Here is a 17,331-nt window from a genome sequence, read left to right as displayed (position 1 = left end):
GGCTGAAGCATTTTCCGAAACAAGATCAGGAGGCAAGCCGTGAGCGCGACCGCGGACCACGCGGAGGAGCGGACCAACCCGGCTGGAAGGCTGGGGTTCGAGCCCGGACAGGTGGTCCAGGAGATCGGCTACGACGACGACGTCGAGCTGGAGCTCCGTGAGGCTATCGAGGCCGTCACCGGCCAGGAGCTCGTCGACGAGGAGTACGACGACGTGGCGGACGTCGTCCTGCTCTGGTTCCGCGACGAGGACGGCGATCTTACGGACGCCCTGGTGGACGCCATCGGTCTGGTCGATGACGGCGGAACGGTGTGGCTGATGACGCCCAAGACCGGCCGTGACGGCTATGTCGAGCCCAGCGACATCAACGAGGCCGCCCAGACCGCGGGTCTTTCGCAGACCAAGAGCGTCAACGCCGGCAAGGACTGGACCGGCAGCAGGCTCGTGACGCCCAAGGCGGCGAAGTCCAAGCGCTGAGCAGCGCAGGCCGACCCCGGGGCCCCCACCGACACCTGTCGGCGGGGGCCCTGTGCGTACTGTGGGGCCGTTGGTCCGGAACCGGTCCGGGCCGGGCGAAGGGATGGAACGGACATGGCGATCGAGGTCGGCACCAAGGCCCCGGACTTCGAGCTCAAGGACAACCACGGGCGGACCGTGACCCTCGCCGACTTCCGCGGTGAGAAGAACGTGGTGCTGCTCTTCTACCCGTTCGCCTTCACCGGCGTGTGCACCGGCGAGCTCTGCGCGCTCCGCGACGAGCTGCCCGCGTTCGTCAACGACGACACCCAGCTCCTCGCCGTCTCCAACGACTCCGTCCACACCCTGCGCGTCTTCGCCGAGCAGGAGGGCCTGGAGTACCCGCTGCTGTCGGACTTCTGGCCGCACGGCGAGGTCTCGCGCGCGTACGGCGTCTTCGCCGAGGACAAGGGCTGCGCCGTGCGCGGCACCTTCATCATCGACAAGGAGGGCGTGGTGCGCTGGAACGTCGTCAACGCCCTGCCGGACGCCCGCGACCTGAACGACTACGTCAAGGCGCTCGACACCCTCTGACGCGTCCCCGCGGCCGCGCCGTTCCGGGGCGCCGGGTCCGCGCGTGTCCGCCGGTGGCCGCGCCACGGGCCGTACCCCGGGCGAAAGGCTGTTTCGTCCGGGAACCGGTCACTAGGATCCACACGTTGATCCCAATACCACCGCACGACGGGGGCGCTGCCCCTGAAACCACATGGGAGGACTCGTGGGAGTCAGCCTCAGCAAGGGCGGCAACGTCTCGCTGACCAAGGCCGCCCCCAACCTGACCGCGGTCACCGTCGGTCTTGGCTGGGACGTCCGTACCACCACCGGTACCGACTTCGACCTCGACGCCAGCGCCCTGCTGACGAACGCCGAGGGCAAGGTCGCCACCGACGGCAATTTCGTCTTCTTCAACAACCTCAAGAGCACCGACGGCTCCGTGGAGCACACCGGTGACAACCTCACCGGTGAGGGCGAGGGCGACGACGAGCAGATCAAGGTGAACCTGGCCGGTGTCCCGGCCGACGTCGCCAAGATCGTGTTCCCCGTCTCCATCTACGACGCCGAGACCCGCCAGCAGTCCTTCGGCCAGGTGCGCAACGCGTTCATCCGCGTCGTGAACCAGGCGGACGGCCAGGAGCTCGCCCGGTACGACCTGAGCGAGGACGCCTCCACCGAGACGGCCATGGTCTTCGGCGAGCTGTACCGAAACGGGGCGGAGTGGAAGTTCCGCGCCATCGGCCAGGGGTATGCCTCGGGTCTGCGCGGCATCGCGCAGGACTTCGGCGTCAACGTCTGAGCCTCACGGCCTCAGCGTCCGAGCCGACACGTGCCGCTGTCCGGCGCCGCACACCATCCGTGCGGCGCCGGACGCGCCTGCAGTTCCGTACACCCACAGGGGAGGACTCACCGTCATGGGCGTCACGCTCGCCAAGGGAGGCAATGTCTCCCTCTCCAAGGCCGCACCGAACCTCACGCAGGTCCTCGTCGGACTCGGCTGGGACGCACGCTCCACCACAGGAGCGCCCTTCGACCTCGACGCCAGCGCGCTGCTCTGCCAGTCGGGGCGGGTGCTCGGTGACGAGTGGTTCATCTTCTACAACAATCTGACGAGCCCGGAAGGTTCGGTCACGCACACCGGGGACAACCTCACGGGCGAGGGCGACGGGGACGACGAGTCGCTGATCGTGGACCTCTCCCAGGTGCCGGCGCACTGCGACAAGATCATCTTTCCGGTCTCCATCCACGAGGCCGACAACCGGGGCCAGACCTTCGGCCAGGTCAGCAACGCGTTCATCCGCGTCGTGAACCAGGCGGACGGCCAGGAGCTCGCCCGGTACGACCTGAGCGAGGACGCCTCCACCGAGACCGCGATGATCTTCGGCGAGTTGTACCGGTACGGGGGCGAGTGGAAGTTCCGGGCGGTCGGCCAGGGGTACGCGTCGGGCCTTCGCGGCATCGCTCTAGACTTCGGGGTCAACGTTTCGTAAAGCCGTGTTGCGCGGCACGGGGGAGGCCCGGAGCAGCGGGGTCCCGTACAAACCGATGGGATAGCCAGTGGTCCTGAGAACTTTCGGATGGTCGTTCGCCGTCACGGCGCTCGGCCTCGCATTCGCCGCGTGGCAGTGGGGGTGGGAGGCGTTCGGCGTCGTCCTGATCCTGTCGATCCTCGAGATCTCGCTCTCGTTCGACAACGCGGTCGTCAACGCCGGGATCCTGAAGAAGATGAATGCCTTCTGGCAGAAGATCTTCCTCACGGTCGGCATCCTCATCGCCGTCTTCGGTATGCGACTGGTCTTCCCCGTCGTCATCGTCGCCATCAGCGCCAAGGTCGGGCCCATCGAGGCCGTCAACCTGGCGATGGACGACCCGGAGAGGTACGAAGCGCTCGTCACCGACGCCCACCCGGCCATCGCCGCCTTCGGTGGCATGTTCCTGCTCATGATCTTCCTCGACTTCATCTTCGAGGAGCGCGACATCAAGTGGCTCGCCTGGCTGGAGCGCCCGCTCGCCAAGCTGGGCAAGGTCGACATGCTGTCGGTCTGCGTCGCCCTGATCGCCCTGCTGGTCAGCGCGATGACCTTCGCGACCCACGCCCACACCAGCACCGGTTACGCCGACAAGTCCGCCACCGTGCTGCTCGCGGGCGTCGCCGGCCTGGTCACCTACCTCATCGTCGGCGGCCTCTCCGGCTACTTCGAGAACAAGCTGGAGGAAGAGGAGGAGCGCGAGCACGAGGAGGAGGAGAAGGCCAAGGCCGAGGGCAAGCAGGTCTCGGCGGTCGGCCTGGCCGGCAAGGCGGCGTTCTTCCTCTTCCTGTACCTGGAAGTGCTCGACGCCTCGTTCTCCTTCGACGGCGTCATCGGCGCCTTCGCGATCACCAACCACATCTTCTGGATGGCGCTCGGCCTCGGTATCGGCGCCATGTACGTCCGGTCCCTCACGGTCTACCTGGTCCGCCAGGGCACCCTCGACGACTACGTCTACCTGGAGCACGGCGCGCACTACGCGATCGGTGCGCTCGCCGTCATCCTGCTCATCACGATCGAGCACGAGATCAGCGAGATCATCACCGGCCTCATCGGTGTCGTGCTGATCGCCTGGTCCTTCCTCTCCTCCGTGCTGCGCAACAAGCGCCTCGCGGCGGAGGAGTCGCAGGAGAAGGAGCTCGCGGCCAAGGACGTGTGACGGCCGGGGGTTTGAGGAACGCTCTCAGCGGGGCGGCCAGGAGGCGCGAGCGACGGCCTCCGGGCCGCCCCGCGCGGCGTTCGGGATCGGGCCCCGGAAGGGGCAGGCGCAGGCAGGCAGGGGTGGGGACATGGCCTTCTGGGACAGTTGGTGGCGCGGCGGGGCCGCGGCGCAGTTCGACTCGGGGAGCGCGGCGACCAACTCGATTCAGCTGACCCGGCGGCATCCGCAGGTCTCGCTGACCAAGCAGGGCGCCACCACCGGAAACCTCCGGGTCAATCTGTCGTGGCGGATGCGGACCTCCGATATCGAGGGCCGCTCCAAGCAGAGCGGCCGGCTGCTGCGCCATCCGCTCAAGCTCTTCCAGCCCGACGTCGTCCAGGCACACACCCAGGGCGTGGTCAATGTCGACCTCGACCTCGGCTGCCTCTACGAGCTGATGGACGGCAGCAAGGGCGTGGTCCAGCCGCTCGGCAGCTTCTTCGGCAGCCTCAACGAGCCGCCGTACGTCAGGCTCAGCGGCGACGACCGGTTCGGCGCCCCCTCCGGGGAGACGCTCTTCGTCAACCTCGACCACCGCGAGTCGATCAAGCGGCTGCTGTTCTTCGTCTACATCTACGACCGGACGCCCGCCTTCGACCGTACGCACGCGAAGGTGACGCTGTACCCGAGCAACGGGCCGCGCGTGGAGATAGAGCTGGACGAGCGCGCCCCGCAGGCCCGCTCGTGCGCGGTGTTCACCGTGGACAACGTCAAGGGCGAGCTCATCGTGCGCCGCGAGGTGAAGTTCGTGTACGGCTTCCAGGCGGAGCTGGACCGGCTGTACGGCTGGGGACTGCAGTGGGGCCGCGGCTACAAGACCAAGGCGTGAGCGGCAAGCAGGGTCCCGGCCGGCCCTACTGGCGGATGAACTGGGGGCCCATCGCGGGCAGCCGGAAGTTCGGGTCCGGTGCCGGGGCGGCCGCGGCGGCGGGCTGCGGATAGCCGTACGCGGGCTGGGCCGAGGGCTGCGGCGACGTCTGCGGTGACGTCTGCTGCGGGTGGCCGTAGGCGGGCTGGGGGTAGCCGTACGCGGGCTGCGGCGCCGGCTGCGGCTGGGCCTGGGTCGGCTGCGGGTAGCCGTACGCCGGCTGGGGCGCGGCTACCTGCGCCTGTGTCTCGGGCTGCGGCTGCGGCTGCGGCTGTGACTGGGGCTGGGGCTGGGGCTGGGGCTGCGACTGGGGCGGGACGGTCGGCTCCGGCTGCGTCAGGGCCGCCTGCGTCCGGTCCTCGCCCTCCGCCTCCGGCTGCGGCTCGGTCTCGTCGACCGAGATGCCGAACGCCGTGGCGAGGCCGATCAGCCCGGTCGGATAGCCCTGCCCCACCGCCCGGAACTTCCAGCCGTCCCCGCGCCGGTACAGCTCACCGCAGATGATCGCGGTCTCCTCGCCCGTCTCCGGCCGCACGTCGAACACGGCCAGCGGCTCGCCGTCCGCCGCCCCCGCGTCGTACAGCGCGATCCGTAGATCCGGCACACCGGAGAAACTGCCGCCGTCGGACGAGGCCGCGAGCACCACCTGGTCGACCGAAGCGTCGAGCGCGCCGACATCCGCCTGGACGGTGTCGGTCAGGCCCTCGGCGACCCGCTTCTTGGGCATCAGCCGCACCAGCCCGGAGGGGTGGCGGGGCTGGTTGTAGAAGACGAAGTCCTCGTCGGAGCGCACACGGCCGTCGGAGCCCAGCAGCAGGGCGGAGGCGTCCACGTCCGGCACCCCGGGGCCCGCGGACCAGCGCAGTACGGCCCGTACCGCCGTCGCGCCGAGCGGAACGTTCGAGCCCTTCAGCATCGCGTGCGTCATGACGGTCATCCTGCCTTCCCGTGCCCCGCACGGACAACGCGGGGGCGGCAGGGCATGCCCGCGTCCGGAGCCGGGAAGTCTGAGTCGGGGACGGGCAGCGTACGGGTTACCTGGATTTCACGAAGTCAGGGAACTCCTGACACCTGCACCTACGTACTATTACCGGCCACCCAAACGACCGGCCGCCACGCCAGTACGGGGGATTCACATGCGTCATTTCGGGCATATCCCGGCGACTGCGCGCAAGGAACTGTTCCACCAGGAGCCGTTGGAATTCGGCGCCGACGCGCCCCTGGGTACGCTTTCGGTCGCCCTCGGAGCGACGCTCTACAGCCCCGCGACGCGGCCCCGGCTCGCGGACGACGTCCTCAAGCAGGCGGCCCGCGGAGTCGTCTCCATGGTGCTCTGCCTGGAGGATTCCATCGACGACGCCGAGGTTCCGGGCGCCGAGGAGAACCTCGTCCGCCAGTTCGATGACCTCGAAGAACGTGGCGCGGAAGTGCCCCTGCTCTTCATCCGGGTCCGGGAGCCCGGCCAGATCCAGGATCTCGTCCAGCGCCTCGGCCCCGGCATCCGGCTGCTGTCCGGATTCGTACTGCCGAAGTTCACGGAGGAGCGCGGAGAGGCGTTTCTGGAGGCGCTCGCCGCCGCCGAAGCCGTATGCGACCGCCGGCTGTACGTCATGCCGGTGCTGGAGTCGCCCGAGCTGCTGCATCTGGAGACCAGGAGGACGGCCCTGGCCGGCATCGCCCGCACCGTCGACCGGCACCGGGACCGGGTGCTCGCGCTGCGTCTCGGCGTCACCGACTTCTGCTCGGCGTACGGACTGAGGCGGACGCCCGACATGACGGCGTACGATGTCCAGATCGTCGCGAATGTCATTGCGGACGTCGTCAATGTGCTCGGTCGCTCCGACGGGACCGGGTTCACCATCACCGGTCCGGTCTGGGAGTACTTCCGCCTCCAGGAGCGCATGTTCAAGCCCCAGCTGCGCCGGAGCCCCTTCCAGGAGGTGCGGGCCGAGAAGTTGCGTACTGCACTGATCGAGCACGACCTGGACGGTCTGCTGCGGGAGATCGAGATGGACCGGGCGAACGGTCTGCTCGGCAAGACCTGTATCCACCCCTCCCATGTGCTGCCCGTGCACGCGCTGTCGGTCGTCAGTCATGAGGAGTTCAGCGACGCGCAGGACATCCTTCGCCCGGAGCTGGGAGGAGGCGGAGTGATGCGCTCGGCCTACACGAACAAAATGAACGAGGTCAAGCCGCACCGCGCCTGGGCGGAGCGCACGCTCCAGCGCGCCGAGGTGTTCGGGGTCGCACGCGAGGACGTCGGCTTCGTGGAGCTGCTCACCGCCGGGCTCGCCGACTGATGGCCGAGGGGCCCGCGCCCCGGGCGTCGAACCATCCGATGACGGAGGAAACCGAAGTAGTGGAGTGGTCGGGAAACTGGGTCGCCCAGCGGCTCGGAGTCGAGCTCGTCGGCGACGACGGGCTGAAGGACATGCTGGGCCTCGCCCTGCGGCGCAACCCCAAGCGGGCCCATCTGCTGGTCTCGCACGTGCTCGGCAAGCATGTGCCGCAGAGCCCCCGCGTGGTGTACGGACACGGCTTCGAGCTCGGCCTGCGGGTGCGGGATCTGCTCGGCAGGGACGAGGCGGCACGCGCCGTGGTCGTCGGCTACGCGGAGACCGCCACCGGCCTCGGCCACTCGGTCGCGGACGGCCTCGGCCCCGTCCCGTATCTCCACTCCACGCGCCGCCCGGTCGACGGCGTCGCCAGGGCGGGCGGCTTCGAGGAGGCCCACTCGCACGCCACCTCGCATCTGCTGCTCCCGGAGGACCCGAAGCTGCTGGCGGGGGAGGGGCCGCTGGTGCTCGTGGACGACGAGTTCTCGACCGGCAACACGGTCCTCAACACCATTCGTGACCTGCACGAACGCTATCCGCGTGAGCGGTACGTGGTCGTCGCCCTGGTCGATATGCGCTCGGCGGCCGACGCCGCCCGGCTGGAGGTCTTCGCCGAGGAGATCGGCGCCCGGATCGACCTGGTGGCCACGGCCGGGGGCACGGTGCGACTGCCGGAGGGCGTGCTGGAGAAGGGCCAGGCGCTGGTGGTGGAGCACGAGAACGCGGCCGTCGGCGCCGCCCCAGGAGTCCCCGGGGGGCCCGGGGCCGGCGCGTGTGGCGCCGCGGCGGTGCGCGTCGAGCTGGAGTGGCCCGTGGGCGTCCCCGACGGGGGACGGCACGGGTTCATGCCCGCCCACCGGGCCGCGCTGGAGGCGGCCCTGCCCGCCATGGCGGCCCGTGTCGCCGGGGCGCTCGGCTCCCCGGCAGGCAACGGCGCCGAAGCGGGTGCGGTCGCCGGTGCCGGTGCCGGTGCGGGCGGAGGGGAGGCCGCTGTCCGGCGCGTCCTCGTCCTCGGCTGCGAGGAGCTGATGTACACACCGCTGCGGCTCGCACGCGCCCTGGAAGCGCGGGGCGACGCCGGCCTGGAGGTGCGGTACTCGACGACGACCCGCTCACCCGTGCTCGCCGTGGACGACCCCGGCTACGCGATACGCACCCGTATCGCCTTCCCCGCCCATGACGACCCGGCCGACGGGCCCGGCGAGCGGTACGCGTACAACATCGCGGGCGGCGGCTTCGACGCGGTCGTCGCCGTCGTCGACTCCACCGCCGACACCCCCGAGCTGCACGCCCCCGACGGCCTGCTGGCGCAGCTTTCGGCCCGCATACCGCGCGTCGTGCTCGCCGTCGTCCCCAGCTACGCCCCCGCCCCTGAAACTCCCGAAAGGGAACCCATGCTGCCCGAGCCGCTCCGCGGACCCAGCTTCTCCTCCTACGCCCCCGACGAGGTCGGCTGGCTGCTCCAGGACCTCTCGGACGTCGAGCTCGAAGCGCCGACCGAGGAGCGCGAGGAGGCGATACAGAGCGGTGGCGCGCACTACGCCGAGTCGCTGCCCGTCGAGTACCAGCCGAGCGAGCAGTACCAGCAGCTGTTCCGCGCCGCACTCGACACCTCCGCCGCCCGGATCGCCCGGGCCGTCGGCACCGTCACCGAGACCGTGCTCGCGGAGCGGTCCGCGCGCCCCGTCCTCGTCTCGCTGGCCCGCGCAGGCACCCCCGTCGGCGTACTGATGCGCCGCTGGGCGCAGCACCGCCACGGCCTGGACCTGCCGCACTACGCCGTCTCCATCGTCCGCGGCCGCGGCATTGACACCAACGCCCTGCGCTGGCTCGCGGCCCATCACGACCCGGCCGACGTCGTGTTCGTCGACGGCTGGACCGGCAAGGGCGCGATCTCGCGCGAACTGGCCGCCGCGATCGCCGAGTTCGCCGAGTTCGACGGCTTCGACCCCGAGATCGCGGTCCTCGCCGACCCGGGCGGCTGCGTCCGCACGTACGGCACCCGCGAGGACTTCCTCATCCCCTCCGCCTGCCTCAACTCCACGGTCTCCGGCCTGATCTCCCGCACCGTCCTGCGCGCCGACCTGGTCGGCCCCTACGACTTCCACGGCGCGAAGCACTACCGCGAGCTGGCGGACGCCGATGTGTCGGGCCACTTCCTGGACACCGTCGAGGCCCGCTTCGACGAGGTCGCCGACGCCGTCGACGCCGAGGTCAAGGAGGTGCTCGCGGCGGACCGGGCGCCCACCTGGGCCGGCTGGGCCGCGGTGGAGCGGATCAGCGAGGAGTACGGCATCCACGACGTCAATCTGGTCAAGCCGGGCGTCGGCGAGACCACCCGGGTGCTGCTGCGCCGCGTCCCCTGGAAGATCCTGGCCAAGCGGGGCGCGGGAGCGGACCTCGACCACGTACGGCTCCTTGCGGAGCAGCGCGGCGTGCCGGTCGAGGAGGTCGACGACCTGCCGTACACCTGCGTCGGGCTGATCCATCCCCGGTACACGCGCGGGGCGACCGGCGCCGACGGCAAGGCGGTGGCCGCGCAGTGAACGCCACGACCTCCCCGAGCACCGCAGGTGCCGCGACTCCCGCGGGCGCGGTGACTCCCGCGGGCGCGGTGATGGGGGCCCCGACCGCCGCGACCACCCCGACCGCTCTGATCGCGAGCGATCTGGACCGTACGCTCATCTACTCCTCGGCGGCGCTCCAGCTGACGGTGCCCGACGCGGCGGCCCCCCGGTTGCTCTGCGTCGAGGTGCACGAGAGGAAGCCGCTGTCGTACATGACGGAGACGGCCGCGGGGCTGCTCGCCGGCCTGTCCCGCGACGCCGTCTTCGTACCGACCACGACGCGGACGCGCAAGCAGTTCCGCAGGATCCAACTGCCCGGCCCGCCGCCGCGGTTCGCGATCTGCGCGAACGGCGGGCATCTGCTGGTCGACGGCGGCTCCGACCGCGACTGGCGGCGGGCGGTCGCGGCCCGGCTCGCGGACGAGTGCGCCTCGCTCGCCGAGGTGCGCGACCACATGCTCGCGGCGGCCGACCCGGCGTGGGTGCTCAAGGAGCGGATCGCCGAGGATCTCTTCGCCTACCTCGTCGTCGACCGCGCGCAGCTGCCGGAGGGCTGGCTGGAGGAGCTCTCCGCGTGGGCGGAGACGAAGGGCTGGACGGTCTCCCTCCAGGGCCGCAAGATCTACGCCGTCCCGAAGCCCCTCACCAAGAGCGCGGCCGTCCACGAAGTCGTCCGCCGCACCGGCGCGGAGGTGGTCCTGGCGGCCGGCGACTCCCTCCTCGACGCCGATCTCCTCCTCACCGCCGACCACGCATGGCGCCCGTCCCACGGCGAACTCGCGGACACGGGCTGGTCGGCGCCGCACGTCACGGTGCTTCCCGAGCGTGGTGTCGCCGCGGGCGAGGAGATCCTGCGCCGCTTCGTCTCGACGGCCGCCGGTACGGCCTCCCTGCCGGCACCGCTGCTGCCGGCGCCGGCCGCCGTCCCGGTCTCGTCCTCTGCGGAGGCGGTACGCGGCTGAGGGGGCGCGGTCAGGCGGGGTGCCGTCAGGGGGTGCGCTCGGGGTGTGCGGTGGGTTCCGTGCCCACCGCACACGGGCTATCCCCGGCGCGCCCCCCCGCCCCGGCTTGAGCACGCGCACCGCTACGAAGAGCAGCACCGCCGTCGCCGCGGCGCCCAGGACCACCTTCGAGTACGTCTCGACGTACCCGGTGACCTCCTGCCAGTTGTCGCCCAGTGCGTACCCGGCGAGCACGAACACCGTGTTCCACACCGCGCTTCCCAGCGTCGTCAGCGCCAGGAACACCGGCAGCGGCATCCGCTCGATCCCCGCCGGCACGGATATCAGGCTGCGGAAGACCGGGATCATGCGGCCGAAGAAGACCGCCTTCGTGCCGTGCCGGGCGAACCACGCCTCCGTCCGTTCGATGTCCGCCGGATTCACCAGCGGCAGGCGCACGGCGATCGCGACCATACGGTCCCGGCCCAGCAGCGCCCCGGCCCCGTACAGCGCGAGCGCGCCCGTCACCGAGCCGATGGTCGTCCACAGGAGCGCGGCGAAGAGGTCCATCCGGCCGGTCGCGGAGGCGAAGCCCGCCAGGGGCAGGATGACTTCGCTGGGCAGTGGCGGGAAGAGGTTCTCCAGGGCGACGGCGATGCCCGCGCCGGGTGCACCCAGCGTGTCCATGAGCCCGTTGATCCAGCCGGGCGCGCTGCTCATGCGGCGCTCTCGATGACGTCGTGGTCCATGGCCGCAACGCTAGAAAGCCCCGGCTGAAGGCAGCCTGAAGCCAAATTGGAGGGTCGCGGCGAGGGTCAGCCGCAGCAGCCGCCCCCGCAGCAGCCGCCTCCGCCGCCTCCCGCGCGAGGGGCCGCGGCCGGCGCCGCGCTCGTACCGCCGACGGCGACGGCGGACAGCAGCTTCACCGTGTCCTCGTGCCCGACGGGGCAGACCGCGGGCTCGGAGGACTCGGCCATCGGCCGGCTCAGCTCGAAGGTGTCGTCGCAGGAGCGGCAGCGGTACTCGTAACGGGGCATGCCACCAGACTAGGGGGTGTCCGGTGGATCAGCCGCCCGTCCGCCTGTCCGCTTGTCCGCCTGTCCGTCGGCTCGTCCGCCCGCCCGTCCGCCCCTCCTCCTCGTCGCCCTCCTCAGGCGCGGCGGGCCTGCGCCTCGGCCGCGGCCTCGTCCGGGTGGCGCGCCTTCCAGTACGGATTGTCGTGCGGGAGCGCGCTGCCGACCCTGCCGTACATCCCGAACCACATCAGCATGATGCCGACGACGAAGCTGAAGATGACGTTCTGGATCCGGAAGTTGAGGAAGTTCCCCTGGGTGTCCAGCAGTCCGAGGTTCACGAACCCGCTGAGGATGAAGAGGACACCGAGCACCATGTTGAGCGTCGAGGCGAAGTTGCCGCCGATGACCATCCCGACGAACAGCAGCAGCCCGATGCAGATGGAGAGAATGCTCAGCGTGCCGTTGGAGTTGAGGCCGGCGACCGCATTGTTGCCCGTGTCGAAGAAGCCGATGTTGCGGGTCAGCCCGAGGATCCCGAAGGCCAGCAGCACCAGGCCCATGAGCCCGGCACCGATCCGGTAGACCTGGCTCAGCCGGTGGTCGACGGGCAGATGCTCGTCCAGGACGACACGGAAGGCGTTCTTGTGATGCTCAGCGTGCGGGGCGTGAGTGGATGCCATGACGGCCTCCCTACTGGCGTACGCGAACGTGCCTCACACCAGCATGCCTCAGGCCCCCGTGCCGCGCTCGCTTCGGATCTGTGCCACGACCCGGGCCACGCCCTGCCGTACGGCCTCCGTCTCGGTCAGGAAGTGCCAGTAGTCGGGGTGGCGGCCTTCGAGACCCGCGACGGCCCTCTCCAGCCGGGCCACCGCGTCGTCGAGGGGCCGGGCATGGCGCGGATCCGGAGTGTTGCGCCCCGCCATGGCCAGCCGCTGGGCGTCGCGGATCGCGAAGCGGGTGCGCTCGATCTCCTGCTCCGGGTCCTTGGCGACGGCGTCCAGGCGGCGCAGCCGGTCACCGGCGGCCGACACGGCCTCGTCGGTGCTGTTCAGCAACGCCCGGACGGTGCCGAGCAGGGCCGTCGCGTCCGGCCAGCGCTGCTCGTCGCGCGCCTTCGCCGCCTCCTTGAGCTTCTCCTCGGCCCGGCGCACGTTCTCCGCGGCCTGGTCCGGTACGGGCTGCAGATCCTGCCAGCAGGCGGCGGTGAAGCGGCGCCGCAGCTCGCTGAGGACGGGCTCGACGCCGCCCGCGCGGGTGGTGAGCGCCTGTGCACGCGTACGCAGCGACACCAGCCGCTTGTCGATCTCCGCGGCGCGCTCGGGGAGCCGCTCGGCCTCGGTCCGTACCGCCTCCGCGTCCCGTACGACCCGGTCGGCGCGCTGCAGCGTCTCCGCGACGCCATGGCGGCCCGCGCCCTCGTTGAGCCTGGTCAGCTCGGGTGCGAGGGCGGCCAGCCGGGCGGCGAGATCGTCCGCGCGCAGGCCGGAGCCCCGTGCGGCGTCGAGCGCGTTGCTCGCGGCGAGGAGCGCCTGCCGCGCCCGCTCCACCGCCGGCGCGAGCCTGGCCAGCTGCGTCTCCGCCTTGTCGAGGAGCGGACCGAGCCCCTGCGCGAACCGGTCGAGCTCGCCCTTGACCCGTACCAGCTCGTCCTTGGCCTTCGTCAGCTCCGTACGCGCCCGGGCCGCGACCGACGCCTCCAGGCCGTCCCGGTCGAGGTCGTGCGCGTCGACCGCCGCGATGTACACATGGCTGACCTCGTCGATCCGCCGCCCCAGCGCGGCGAACTCCTCCGCCACCCGGCGCGCGCCCGGCGAGCTGTCCACGGCCGTGATCGTCTCGATCGAGATCCGCAGATCGCGCTGGGCCGTGTCCAGCTCGTAGAAGGCCGCGGCGGCGGCGTCCTTCGCGGCCTGGGCCTCGGCCCGCTGACTCTCCCCGCGTCCCCCGAACCACCGCCGGTTGCCCCCGCCCCCCGCGGCGAACGCCGCCGGCAGTACGGCGACGACGAGAGGCAGCGGCAGCAGCACCAGGGCGGCGAACTCCTGCACACCCCGCGCGACACCCGCTCTCCCTCTCGCCCCAGAGTGCGGCCGCGCGTGTGTCGCCGTCACATCCCTCTCCCGTGCCGAGTCCGCCCTGCCGGTTCATTCTCCCACCGGGTAAGGACGAACACACGGGCCCGTCAGTTCGCTCCCGAACTCATTTCCTCACGTCGTCCGCCGCACGACGATGTCACCGTTGTCGCTGCGCGCCTTGATGACGTGCCCGCTCCTCGGATCCTCCCTGACATCCACCTTCGCGTTGCCGTTGCCGGCCGATGCGGTCACGCGGTACGCCCCCGAGCCGGGCAGCTCGATGACGGTCTCGCCGTTCGCGCTGGAACTGTCCACCAGATCGGGTACGACGGCGAAGCCCAGCCGCACCTCGCCGTTGTCCGAGTCGGCGGACACGGCCCTGGCGGCGAGCCGCTCACCGACGATCTCGCCGTTGTCGCTGACCAGCTCCAGCGGCCCGCTCGAGTCCCGCACGGTCACCCTGCCGTTGTCCGACCGCAGCGCCAGCGCCGTGTCGAACCCGCTCGCGGTCACATCCCCGTTGTCACCCCGCACGGTCACGGCGACCCCGCGCGGCACCTTCACCGCATGCCGCGCCTCGCAGTCACTCGCGACGGCCTCGCAGCTCACCCCGAGCTTCAGCGTCCCCTCCCGCATCTCCCACACCGGATCAGGCCCCTTCCCGATGAACACCCACCCGTCGACGCGCCGCTCCACCTCCACCGACCCCACGTCGGCCGGCACGATATCGACGGCGGAATCCCCGGCGTCGATCGTCAGCGTCTCCCCCGCCAACGCGAACGCCTTCCGCTCCACGACCGCCCCCTCGGCCTCGGCGTCGGCACACCCGCCGACTCCGAAGGCGACGACCACCACCCCACCGAGCGCACCGCTCACGCGCCGCCACCCCCGCCACCGGTGCGCCGCGCGCTGATCCCGGAACGTCCCCACAGTGATCACTCCCTGCCCCTGACGGCCCAGGACCGCCCCTGAGCTGCGACGACACCTCCACGCTAGAATCCTTCCCCCCCTCACACACGATCCGGCCCGCCACCCGATCCGCGGTGGGGTTCTCCCCACCACCCCGCCCCCTTCCCCGGCCCACCCCCGCGCCGATCTGGTTTGCGGCACCCACCCGGGGGCCATGTACGCTGTTGCTTCATTCCGGGTGCGTAGCTCAGGGGTAGAGCGCTGCTCTTACAAAGCAGATGTCGGCGGTTCGAAACCGTCCGCGCCCACCAGTGAAAAGGCCCCCAACCGATCAAGGCTGGGGGCCTTCGACATCTACTTCTGACCGCCAACAGGTGACGATCACAGCCCGCGACCACCGTGGGGGTGGTCAGTAAGAAATCTTCTCTACGGGGTTCAAGGCGGCTCGCTCCCCTCGCCGCGCGCCCGGCTTGGCGCCGGGCGACGCTCCTGTCTTCGCCCCGTTCCGCCGGGCCGCCGGACGCGCGCGGCACGAGCCAACGAACAGAAGACGGCTTTGGCGGTCGGCACCGATCGCGAACGTACGCTGCTCCCCCAGCAGCCCGGTTGGCCAAGGCCACGGGAACGACGGTGATAATCCGCTTATGGAGCACGGCGCATCAGAGCACAGAAAGATCACTAAGGCTCGCGCGAACAGGGCCCCGGGAAGGGTGGTGCGCATCGATTTGGGTGAGGACCGATGCGCCTTCGGAAGGCAGCTCACTGGCGTGTGTGTCGAGTTTTACGACCTGGTCGGCAGGTCTGGAGCGCCTGTCGATCTCATCGAGATCGTCGCTGCTCCCGTTGCCTTCAAGGTCTGGGTCATGGATGCTGCATTTCGCCGCCGTGGCGGCTGGGAACTGCTCGATGTGGTGTCCCTGACCCACGACGAACAGACCGAGGTCCATCTCTACAGCAAGCAAGATCCGCTCAGCGGCTGCACCACGGTCTATCGCATCGATCCATTCACCGGGGTCGGCAGCGAGATACCAGCGACGCTTGAGGAGTGTCAGAAGCTGGAGCGGGCTGCCGTCTGGACTGCTGGCCATATCGAAGACCGGCTACGGGACCACTTCGGCGGCCGCCCGAACAAGTGGGTGGAATCGTTGCGCCTGAAGCCGTGATGCCAAGGTGTGGGCTCCTGCAGCCCCATGGCGTACCCGCCAATGCGCACTGGACGCACTGTGCTTGCTCGCCGAGCACCTCACCTGCCGGCGGCCCGAGGTAGGCACTCGCTGGCGCAAATTCCCCCCGCCAGCCAAAAGACGTTGTTCGCCCTGGCCCGCCTACGGTGCGGCGACCCGGGCGACGCCACCCGGACCAGCGCGGCAGCCGGAGTGTCAGCCCCCGCGCCAATCCGGGTGTGGAGACCAGGAGGGTCACACAGACTGTCGGCCTTTCACGAAACCGTGCGCGTCCATTTCTGGCCGGCGCTGCCGTTGCAGGTCTGCAGTTCGACGGTGGCCCCGTTGCTCGTGCCGCTTCCGGTGACGCCGAGGCACAGGCCCGACTGGACGCCGGTGACGGTGCCGTTGGCGTTGAGCGTCCACTGCTGGTTCCCGCCGCCGTTGCACTCCCAGTTCTTGACCGGGGTACCGGGTGTGGTGCCGTGGTCCTGGGCGTCCAGGCAGCCGTAGTTGGTCACCAGGTGGCCTTCGGGGCTGAGCAGCCACTGCTGGTTCTCGCCGCCGTGACAGTCCCAGATCGACACCGGTGCGCCGTCGCTGCGGCCGTTGGCGTCCAGGCAGCGCCCGGACGCCGTGGAGACCAGCTTGAACGGCGGGCCGCTGAGGTAGCCGCGGGTCACGTGCGTACCGTTCCCGGTCGACTGCGCCTGGTAGTTGGACTCGCCCACGCAGTTGCTGTACTCGTAGTTGGCGCGGCTTGTGCCGCTCAGACCGCCCGAGGCGGTGCTCGTGGGGCCGCCGAAGACCACGTCGGAGCGGGGCATGGTCGAACAGCTGGCGACGCCCGCGTAGTACTCGACGAATCCGCCCTGGGAGGGTTCGAGATTGCCGCTCCCGGCGGGCACCGTGTAGCTGCCGATGTGCACGGTGGAGCCGGTGGTCGTGTCGCGCGCGGCCCCGGCCCATGTATCGGTGCCCGTACGTTGCACTGTGAGGTGATATGTGTGGCCGTACACAGCGTCGAACTCGATCCCGCAGCTCACTCCGGCACCTCCGTCGGCACCAGTGCTGCAGTTGGGGTCCGAAGTGCTCGCGCCCGCGCCGAAGAGGGAGAAGACACCCCGGAGGCGCTCCTTCCCGTCCTTGTTCACGCGGGGCTGCAACCCGGTGTAGCCCGCCACGTTCTGCTGGAAGCTGAACTGCTGGGCGAAGTACGTGCCCACCTGGTGCGCGGTGTCGCGGTTGACGGTGATCGGGAAGGTGACGTCGCCGAGCCCTCCGGAGGGCGCGCCAGGTATCGACCAGCTGATCGAGACGTTCCCACCCCCGACCGATGCTTCTGCCGTCTGGGGAACTGCCAGCAGCAGCCCGGCGGTTGCTGCGATTAAGGCCATGCAGCGGCGTTTCGTGAACACACGCTCTCCCTCTGGTGGGCCAGGGATTCCCGGCAACTGGCCTAGACCTATCAGGAGAGTGATCGGGCCGCAGCCCCTCGCGCAGGAAATTCAGGGATCCTCTCCAATCCGAGCGCGAGGCTGGTGTGTTGGGCGGACCCAGGGTGTGCAGGCGGCCGACGTCGTCCCCGTCAAGGTCCACGCCGTCTGCTCCGCAGACCACGGTTCGAGACCGATGTGACATTCCCGCCCGCGTGACCGACGGCGAGCGCGAAACCATGCGGGGCATCTCCAGGCTAACAAGGCACGATGGAC

The 17,331-nt window shown here is 70.4% G+C and carries 16 protein-coding genes, 1 tRNA gene and 1 pseudogene; 11 read left to right on the top strand and 7 right to left on the bottom strand.

The window, feature by feature from the left end; genetic code table 11:
* The first annotated feature begins 39 nt into the window (after positions 1 to 39).
* The 6 genes from KK483_RS10035 (at position 40) to KK483_RS10010 (ending at position 4,570) form a co-directional block, all read left to right on the top strand.
* Positions 40 to 477, top strand: coding sequence for a DUF3052 domain-containing protein (locus KK483_RS10035; protein ID WP_262004876.1), 438 nt, complete (start codon positions 40 to 42; stop codon positions 475 to 477).
* Between the two features lie 114 nt (positions 478 to 591).
* A complete protein-coding gene (locus KK483_RS10030; RefSeq protein ID WP_262004875.1) occupies positions 592 to 1,050 on the top strand; it encodes a peroxiredoxin in 459 nt (152 codons plus the stop codon).
* 184 nt (positions 1,051 to 1,234) lie between these two features.
* On the top strand, positions 1,235 to 1,810 hold the full coding sequence (locus tag KK483_RS10025; protein ID WP_262004874.1) for a TerD family protein: 576 nt from the start codon (positions 1,235 to 1,237) through the stop codon (positions 1,808 to 1,810).
* Between the two features lie 115 nt (positions 1,811 to 1,925).
* Entirely contained in the window at positions 1,926 to 2,501 is a 576-nt protein-coding gene (locus tag KK483_RS10020) for a TerD family protein (RefSeq protein ID WP_262004873.1), read from the top strand.
* Positions 2,502 to 2,568: 67 nt separating this feature from the next.
* Positions 2,569 to 3,699, top strand: coding sequence for a DUF475 domain-containing protein (locus KK483_RS10015; RefSeq protein WP_262004872.1), 1,131 nt, complete (start codon positions 2,569 to 2,571; stop codon positions 3,697 to 3,699).
* Between the two features lie 130 nt (positions 3,700 to 3,829).
* Positions 3,830 to 4,570 (top strand): Tellurium resistance, encoded by a 741-nt coding sequence (locus KK483_RS10010; protein WP_262004871.1) that lies wholly within the window; start codon positions 3,830 to 3,832, stop codon positions 4,568 to 4,570.
* A 25-nt stretch (positions 4,571 to 4,595) separates the two neighbouring features.
* On the opposite strand, the gene KK483_RS10005 is transcribed toward KK483_RS10010, so the two are convergent.
* Positions 4,596 to 5,537 (bottom strand): TerD family protein, encoded by a 942-nt coding sequence (locus tag KK483_RS10005; protein ID WP_262004870.1) that lies wholly within the window; start codon positions 5,535 to 5,537, stop codon positions 4,596 to 4,598.
* 208 nt (positions 5,538 to 5,745) lie between these two features.
* On the opposite strand from KK483_RS10005, the gene KK483_RS10000 reads away from it, so the two are divergent.
* The 3 genes from KK483_RS10000 to KK483_RS09990 all read left to right on the top strand — a co-directional run bounded on the left by KK483_RS10000 (position 5,746) and on the right by KK483_RS09990 (position 10,474).
* Positions 5,746 to 6,909 carry an HpcH/HpaI aldolase/citrate lyase family protein gene (locus KK483_RS10000; protein WP_262004869.1) on the top strand — a complete coding sequence of 388 codons (1,164 nt, stop codon included), beginning with the start codon at positions 5,746 to 5,748 and terminating at the stop codon, positions 6,907 to 6,909.
* Positions 6,910 to 6,947: 38 nt separating this feature from the next.
* A complete protein-coding gene (locus tag KK483_RS09995; RefSeq protein WP_262004868.1) occupies positions 6,948 to 9,491 on the top strand; it encodes a phosphoribosyltransferase in 2,544 nt (847 codons plus the stop codon).
* A 71-nt stretch (positions 9,492 to 9,562) separates the two neighbouring features.
* Positions 9,563 to 10,474, top strand: a complete 912-nt coding sequence (locus tag KK483_RS09990; protein ID WP_262009418.1) for an HAD family hydrolase — start codon at positions 9,563 to 9,565, stop codon at positions 10,472 to 10,474.
* Positions 10,475 to 10,567: 93 nt separating this feature from the next.
* On the opposite strand, the pseudogene KK483_RS09985 reads toward KK483_RS09990, so the two are convergent.
* The 5 genes and pseudogenes from KK483_RS09985 to KK483_RS09965 all read right to left on the bottom strand — a co-directional run.
* Positions 10,568 to 11,173 (bottom strand): annotated as a pseudogene (locus tag KK483_RS09985) (DedA family protein); the annotation flags it as partial.
* 95 nt (positions 11,174 to 11,268) lie between these two features.
* Complete coding sequence (locus tag KK483_RS09980; RefSeq protein WP_262004867.1) at positions 11,269 to 11,490, bottom strand: zinc ribbon domain-containing protein; 222 nt, start codon at positions 11,488 to 11,490, stop codon at positions 11,269 to 11,271.
* A 113-nt stretch (positions 11,491 to 11,603) separates the two neighbouring features.
* Positions 11,604 to 12,149 (bottom strand): DUF4383 domain-containing protein, encoded by a 546-nt coding sequence (locus KK483_RS09975; RefSeq protein WP_262004866.1) that lies wholly within the window; start codon positions 12,147 to 12,149, stop codon positions 11,604 to 11,606.
* Between the two features lie 48 nt (positions 12,150 to 12,197).
* Positions 12,198 to 13,583, bottom strand: coding sequence for a hypothetical protein (locus KK483_RS09970; RefSeq protein ID WP_262004865.1), 1,386 nt, complete (start codon positions 13,581 to 13,583; stop codon positions 12,198 to 12,200).
* A gap of 96 nt (positions 13,584 to 13,679) precedes the next feature.
* Positions 13,680 to 14,423, bottom strand: coding sequence for a DUF4097 domain-containing protein (locus KK483_RS09965; protein WP_262004864.1), 744 nt, complete (start codon positions 14,421 to 14,423; stop codon positions 13,680 to 13,682).
* A 269-nt stretch (positions 14,424 to 14,692) separates the two neighbouring features.
* Between KK483_RS09965 and KK483_RS09960 the strand changes: the two genes are divergently transcribed.
* Together KK483_RS09960 and KK483_RS09955 are read left to right on the top strand one after the other, a co-directional pair.
* Positions 14,693 to 14,767 (top strand) — tRNA-Val (locus tag KK483_RS09960).
* A 402-nt stretch (positions 14,768 to 15,169) separates the two neighbouring features.
* The gene (locus KK483_RS09955) at positions 15,170 to 15,619 is read left to right on the top strand and encodes an immunity 26/phosphotriesterase HocA family protein (RefSeq protein WP_262004863.1); all 450 of its coding nucleotides are present in this window, start codon (positions 15,170 to 15,172) and stop codon (positions 15,617 to 15,619) included.
* 275 nt (positions 15,620 to 15,894) lie between these two features.
* On the opposite strand, the gene KK483_RS09950 is transcribed toward KK483_RS09955, so the two are convergent.
* Positions 15,895 to 17,016: an RICIN domain-containing protein gene (locus tag KK483_RS09950; protein WP_262004862.1), complete on the bottom strand. Its 1,122-nt coding sequence runs from the start codon at positions 17,014 to 17,016 to the stop codon at positions 15,895 to 15,897.
* Between the last annotated feature and the right edge of the window lie 315 nt (positions 17,017 to 17,331).

Origin of the sequence: Streptomyces sp. FIT100, assembly GCF_024584805.1 — a bacterium.
Lineage (GTDB): Bacteria > Actinomycetota > Actinomycetes > Streptomycetales > Streptomycetaceae > Streptomyces.
This window is presented reverse-complemented; position numbering and strand designations above follow the sequence as displayed.

Bases quoted from the DNA above. Each gene is read 5' to 3' on its own strand.
- KK483_RS09990 (WP_262009418.1), top strand. From the start codon at position 9,563: ATGGGGGCCCCGACCGCCGCGACCACCCCGACCGCTCTGATCGCGAGC.
- KK483_RS10005 (WP_262004870.1), bottom strand. From the start codon at position 5,537: ATGACGCACGCGATGCTGAAGGGCTCGAACGTTCCGCTCGGCGCGACG.
- KK483_RS09980 (WP_262004867.1), bottom strand. From the start codon at position 11,490: ATGCCCCGTTACGAGTACCGCTGCCGCTCCTGCGACGACACCTTCGAG.
- KK483_RS10000 (WP_262004869.1), top strand. From the start codon at position 5,746: ATGCGTCATTTCGGGCATATCCCGGCGACTGCGCGCAAGGAACTGTTC.
- KK483_RS09950 (WP_262004862.1), bottom strand. From the start codon at position 17,016: ATGGCCTTAATCGCAGCAACCGCCGGGCTGCTGCTGGCAGTTCCCCAG.
- KK483_RS10010 (WP_262004871.1), top strand. From the start codon at position 3,830: ATGGCCTTCTGGGACAGTTGGTGGCGCGGCGGGGCCGCGGCGCAGTTC.
- KK483_RS09975 (WP_262004866.1), bottom strand. From the start codon at position 12,149: ATGGCATCCACTCACGCCCCGCACGCTGAGCATCACAAGAACGCCTTC.
- KK483_RS10030 (WP_262004875.1), top strand. From the start codon at position 592: ATGGCGATCGAGGTCGGCACCAAGGCCCCGGACTTCGAGCTCAAGGAC.
- KK483_RS10020 (WP_262004873.1), top strand. From the start codon at position 1,926: ATGGGCGTCACGCTCGCCAAGGGAGGCAATGTCTCCCTCTCCAAGGCC.
- KK483_RS09995 (WP_262004868.1), top strand. From the start codon at position 6,948: ATGACGGAGGAAACCGAAGTAGTGGAGTGGTCGGGAAACTGGGTCGCC.